The sequence below is a fragment of the Chthonomonas sp. genome, assembly GCF_035294505.1.
Classification (GTDB): Bacteria; Armatimonadota; Chthonomonadetes; order Chthonomonadales; family Chthonomonadaceae; genus Chthonomonas.
This window is the reverse complement of the sequence record NZ_DATGKU010000227.1, coordinates 1-5,576: the sequence shown is the minus strand read 5'-3', so window position 1 is coordinate 5,576 and position 5,576 is coordinate 1. Positions and strand designations below refer to the sequence as shown.

Here is a 5,576-nt window from a genome sequence, read left to right as displayed (position 1 = left end):
TACTATCCTCCAGGGACCGGGGTATGGTCTGGCTTAGACTTGTCGGATGCTCGGATTAAAGTGTTTCAGCGAATGCTTCCGTTTTCCAACAGCCAAGCTTCCATGCAGGAGGAGGCCAGAGAAATGCTAGAGCTTTCCGGCAATAAACAGGTGGGAGAGATGTGGACTAGCTCAAACACTCCTTATCCGGTTGACAAGGGGCCTTACACCTACGCTTTAGTCTATTTTGTAGCGAGGTATCAGGCGGATAGCCATGCAGGGCCGTATGGTCTATGGTTTCGCTGGTCACCGAGTGTGCAGAACTGGATTATGGAACGCGCTATGGCACTCTATAGTGGGATGCGGGCGAATAACGTTAATCTGCACTTCTGAGCCAAAAAATGTCTCAAAAATAGGACTTGTTTTTGGGGGAAGATGGGTGTATATTGGGCTTATCTTGCAGCAGAAAGGAGGGAAGTGAGGATGCTGCGGAGGGTGTTTCCTTGGCTGATAGCCGTTCTCTTTTGGGTGGGAACAGGCATTGCGATATGCCAATGCATCTACCCGACATCGTGTAGTGTAACGTGCTCAAATGGGAATACCACAAATTCCTGCAGTGCGTCATGTTCTGCACCCTCCTGTGCTATCTGCCAATGTGTAGGAGGTTCACCTGCTTGTGGGTGTGCTGCACCTACATCTTCTCAGTAGAACGTTAAACCGAGGCCAGAACTCTCTGGCCTCGGTGAGGCCTTATGAGAGCTTATAATAGGATAGGATAATAGTAACTGACTTGCATAACAGTTATGGGGAACTTAAAGCGATGGGCACAAACTTGAAGTTATCGGTACCTAGTAGCAAACTGTGGGTTTCTTATCTTATTGCCTTCTTGGTCACCTCACCTATAGGATTGCTCTCCTATTATCTGTCCCTTTTCATCAAAACGCCGAAGCCGGCGCCTGTGCAGGCCTCTCCGGCGATATGGTGGGTGGGCAGCGTCTATCCAGGACAGCAGCCCACAAAAACGTTCCTTTTGAAGAATCTGTCCGATCGAACACTGCGCATTATTCTTGTAGAGAAAGGGTGCTGCACGGACATTCAGCTGGATAAGCGGACGATCCCTCCTCATCAAACGGTGCAGGCGCATGTGGTGGTAAAAACGGCCGGGCTTTTAGGGCGCCTTCAACTCTCTCCGTTCTTGGGCTTTCAAGGCTATAAACTTCCCCTTCGTCTCAGCATTATCGGCAACGTTACACAGCCGCTGCCATCCGAAGCCGATTTTGGAACACTGCGACCTGGTACCACCAAAACGCTCCTCATTCAGATTCTTTCGAGTTACCAACCCCATCTGCGCGTTCTCCAAGCCCGATACAGCCCGAAGTTCTTTCACATCGTCTCCATTCAGCCCGCTGCTGCCGGTTTGTTAGTCACATTAAAGTCCAATCCACATCTACCAACCGGCGCTTTCCAACAGCGTGTGATCTTTATTACCAACGATCCGGTGCAACCGCGTATGGAGACGCTTGTAAAGGGTGAGATGCTGCCGCCGCTGCTTGTATCCCCAAACCCTATCTCTTTAGGTGTTTTTCATAGTCTCTCTTCCTTACAAGCAGTTGTTGTTCTCAAGACACCCACACACACACTTTTTACCGTTTCCAAAGTTTTTGTGCAGCCAGAAGGGCTGTTTCAGGTTGTTGAAAGCTCTCATGGCCGCTCCATTAAGCAGACTGTGAAGCTTTTTCTCATCGCACACACGCTTGAGGAGGGCCCCCTCGCTGCCAAGCTCTTTATCTTCACCGAGCCGCCTTTGCCAACAAACCCTGTTGTTGTGCCGATCTACGGCTTCTATAGGGCGGCTTAAGAAGAAGGTAGAAAGGAACCATGGCGTATGCCGCGTAAGCCCCGTAAACCCAAAGAGCCTCTCTCGCCTGCTTTACGAGAGCTGTTGCAAGCCTGTTTGGACCTGGAAACGACCGACAGTCATTTGTTAGCCGAACGGCTTCATCGCTCCCCTCATACCATTGACACGGAGTTCCAGCGCATCTTTGCGATCACCGGATGTCGTGACCGGGGGGGCGTGTTGATCTACGCTTTGCGACAAGGTTGGGTTACGCTAACTCCCCACAGGCATGTGGAGGCGATTGCAAGCAGCTCTGCCGATACCGCTAATCCCGATCAAGAAACCGACGGCTTCTGCGACAAAAATGTCTCAATTTTAAGTCTTGTCTGTCATTTCAAATCGGCGTATACTCTCTCCATCAAAGGCGGTATCCGCCTCTTTGGGGGATATGGGAGGGTTCAAACAATGAAAGATCGATGGGCATTTACCATGGTTGAGCTGCTTGTTACTATCGCCATTATCAGTTTACTGGCGGGAATGCTGTTCCCTGTTTTGGGGCGTGCACGCGAGAAGGCACGACAGGAGGTTTGCGCCTCGAACATGCATGAAGAAGAGCTGGGACTACAGATGTACACCCAAGATTACGATGAGGCTTTTCCCACAGCGCGCATCTACACCGATCCGCAGAAGTACTTCTATCACACCACCTGGCGCGCGGTGGTGATGCCCTACACAAAAAACGATCAGATTTTGATCTGCCCCTCGGCGCCTTGGTCGCGTAACGAGTTCGATTGGCCGGGGGATTTTGGGTGCCTACAAGACGGCACGATGACCCGTCAGGATTGGCTTCATAAGCATTTCCATAGCGAATCCAATTTGGCGTTGAACGGGGACGTGTTCAATAACGAGATCAATCATAAGATACGCCTCGACCATATACCACGTCAATCGTGGATTAGGCGGCCTTCTGAACTGATCTTGATTCTGGAGACACGCGACTTTTGGCCGGACTTGGGCACCTGGACGTTCCCATGGGAGTACGACGCAGGAGGTGGTTCGTTACCGTTTTGGCACAATAAAGGGGGCAACTGGGCCTTTGCCGATGGGCATGTCAAGTGGATGCGCCTAGCCTCAACCGTTTCTCCAACCTACATGTGGTATAACTCCGTTCGAGAGGATATTAACGACCGTCAGAGTGACTACTGTGGAGCGCCAAACGTGTCGGACAGCCAGTTTGTAGACTGCTTGTTAAGCGTTATTCCACCGGCGTATCGGTAGGAAGAGGAAGATGAATCGCGAACTTCCACAGGTGGTAGTTATAGCGGTATTGGCTGCACTGGGTATTGTGTTGGCGATAATCGCTTATCATCTACTGGAGCCACCCAAGCGGAACGTCTCTCCTATGGAACAGGTGCAGATGTTTAATCATGCCAAGCCTCTGCCCCCTACTTTCCACTACTAATGGTGGAAAGTAGCACGAACGCAAAGGGGATATTATAAAAGGCTCGGAGTCGCGCCGTGCCGCAGGAGGAGTTTTTAGGCTTGCCGGTTGCTTATGCACGGCCTAAAGGTAGAAGGCCACGTTTTTCCCTATCGGCCCTACACACCAATGGCTGGAGATATATGCCTCCAGGTATTGTGTTGCTGGCCGTGGGGTTTTATGTGGCTTGGGGAATTCGCTGCAGTTTCACCCGTTACGAACGTTTTGGCGCTATGGCCTACGACCTCGGCATCTTTGTGCAAGGGGTTTGGCTGCTAAGTCGGTTTCAAACGCCCTTTATAACGCTGCGGGGGCTGAACCTGTTTGCCGATCATTTCTCGCCCATTCTCCTCCCCATCGCCCTCATCTATCATATTTTTCCCGATCCAAAAATGTTGTTGGTGCTTCAAACACTTGGGCTGGCAAGTGGAGCAATAGCGGTCTATCTGTTGACACTCTCCCGGCTGCGCAGCCAACTGCTAGGCATAGCGCTTGCTTTGGCCTATCTCTTCTATCCGGCCTTGCAGTGGATCAATCTATTTGACTTTCACCCGGATGCATTCATCACTCCATTCCTCCTTTTCGCTTTTGTAGCGTTAGAAAAACGGCGGTGGAAAGCCTTTTGGTCACTGCTTATCGGTGCCTTGGCCTGCAAAGAGAGTTGCGGCTTGGTGGGGATGATGTTGGGGTTTTATGTGGGTGCCAAAGACGGTTGGAGACGTGGACTTGCGGTAAGCCTGTTTAGTGTGACATGGTTTTTAACGGCTCTCAAAATCATGCAATGGCTCAACGGAGGGCATCCATCGGCCTATCTTTCGCTTTATCATGCCTATGGCAATAGCTTGTTCGGCATCGTAGCGTATTTGTTGTTGCATCCTCTGCACGTGCTGACCATAGTTATATCCGACCAAAATCTGGCCTATTTGGGCGATTTGCTCTATCCGTTGGCCTTTATGCCGCTGCTTGCACCGAAGATTTTGGCGCTTCTTGTTCCTATTCTTCTCAGCAATCTGCTTGCCGATCGCGTTCAGATGCACTACGTCGGCTTTCACTATTCGGCACCCATCATTCCTTTGCTCATGTTGGGCACGGTTTTAGGAATAGAACGCGTTAGAGAGCTATTTCAAAACTATCCCGTTGGGCAGCAGTTCACTTATGGCTTATTGGGTGGAGGCGTTTTGGTCTGCGCCTCTATGGCGACACACCTTATGGGAGCTTGGCTCGGAACCACCTTGCCCTATCCGCCGATGCTAAGTGAAGCGCAAAGCCAAAAGGTGCGCCGATGGCTGCGCCAAATTCCCCCTGATGCCAGCGTTTCCGCCCAATCGGCGCTCACAACTTGGTTGGCTCAACGCGAACGGGTTTACGTTTTCCCCAACCCGTTTCAGGCGGCTGCTTGGGGAAACAGCGCACAAGCTCTGCGCAACGAGGAGCTGCAAGATTTTCATGCGTTGCCGCCTAAAGAGCTGCAGCGCCGCTTTGCGCAAAGCGATGTGGAGTATGTGGTATTGAATATCGCACCGAACGAGTGGCCTCTTACGGCCAACAACTATGCCTACATGGTGTCGCAGCTGTTTAAAACCCCGGCGTATGGAGTTATTCAAGCTTCCGGCGATTTTGTGCTCTTGCGTCGGGGCGCCGATCATCGGCGAGGGCTGCGTTTGCTACAAGGTACCGCCTGGCAAAACCCCATCTTCTCGCTGTGTTCCTCTCCACCGGAAAACTAAGTCGCCCAAACGCGATGTGCCCTCTCTAGTGGCCTCTCTGTTTGACTTACTCTATGCAGGTAGATGTGAAACCGCCTGCTCGGCCTGCTGAAGGCCGTAAAACACCTCGCCGGTTCCCTCTGCAGACGAGAATGTTAGAATAAAAATATGTAGACAGAATTATGCTAGAATTGAACTGAAAATCTTCACTGGAGAAAGACGCGGTGAACCGGCGGTTTTTTCTCGATATGAACGCTTTTTTCGCCTCTGTGGAGCAGCAAGAAAACGCGGCACTGCGGGGAAAGCCCGTGATTGTGGTGCCGCTTAAGGTGCCGACGACTTGCGCTATAGCCGCCTCTTATGAGGCAAAAGCGTTTGGCATTCGCACCGGCACCAGCGTGAGGACGGCGCGTCGTCTCTGCCCAGAACTGGTGGTGATAGAGGCGCGCCCCCTGCTTTATGTGCAGTATCATCGTGCTCTCTGTGAGCTGCTTCAAGCCTATTTCGTGTCGGTTCAGGTGCTTAGCATAGACGAGATGGTTTGTGGGATCGGGCGTACGGTGCAGGGGCGCCC

6 protein-coding genes are annotated in these 5,576 nt (G+C 51.7%); all 6 read left to right on the top strand.

Annotated elements, in window-relative coordinates:
* Positions 1-372: hypothetical protein (locus tag VKV18_RS13915; RefSeq protein ID WP_324204790.1), on the top strand; the 372-nt coding region annotated here is incomplete at its 5' end.
* A gap of 427 nt (positions 373-799) precedes the next feature.
* Positions 800-1,837, top strand: coding sequence for a hypothetical protein (locus tag VKV18_RS13910; RefSeq protein ID WP_324204789.1), 1,038 nt, complete (start codon positions 800-802; stop codon positions 1,835-1,837).
* A 27-nt stretch (positions 1,838-1,864) separates the two neighbouring features.
* On the top strand, positions 1,865-3,094 hold the full coding sequence (locus VKV18_RS13905) for a type II secretion system protein (RefSeq protein WP_324204788.1): 1,230 nt from the start codon (positions 1,865-1,867) through the stop codon (positions 3,092-3,094).
* A gap of 10 nt (positions 3,095-3,104) precedes the next feature.
* Positions 3,105-3,278 carry a hypothetical protein gene (locus VKV18_RS13900; RefSeq protein WP_324204787.1) on the top strand — a complete coding sequence of 58 codons (174 nt, stop codon included), beginning with the start codon at positions 3,105-3,107 and terminating at the stop codon, positions 3,276-3,278.
* A gap of 161 nt (positions 3,279-3,439) precedes the next feature.
* Positions 3,440-5,023 (top strand): DUF2079 domain-containing protein, encoded by a 1,584-nt coding sequence (locus VKV18_RS13895; RefSeq protein WP_324204786.1) that lies wholly within the window; start codon positions 3,440-3,442, stop codon positions 5,021-5,023.
* 203 nt (positions 5,024-5,226) lie between these two features.
* On the top strand, positions 5,227-5,576 hold a 350-nt coding region (locus VKV18_RS13890), incomplete at its 3' end, for a DNA polymerase Y family protein (protein ID WP_324204785.1).

Excerpts from the sequence above, each read along its gene's own strand:
- VKV18_RS13910 (WP_324204789.1), top strand. The coding sequence starts at position 800 with ATGGGCACAAACTTGAAGTTATCGGTACCTAGTAGCAAACTGTGGGTT.
- VKV18_RS13905 (WP_324204788.1), top strand. The coding sequence starts at position 1,865 with ATGCCGCGTAAGCCCCGTAAACCCAAAGAGCCTCTCTCGCCTGCTTTA.
- VKV18_RS13900 (WP_324204787.1), top strand. The coding sequence starts at position 3,105 with ATGAATCGCGAACTTCCACAGGTGGTAGTTATAGCGGTATTGGCTGCA.
- VKV18_RS13895 (WP_324204786.1), top strand. The coding sequence starts at position 3,440 with ATGCCTCCAGGTATTGTGTTGCTGGCCGTGGGGTTTTATGTGGCTTGG.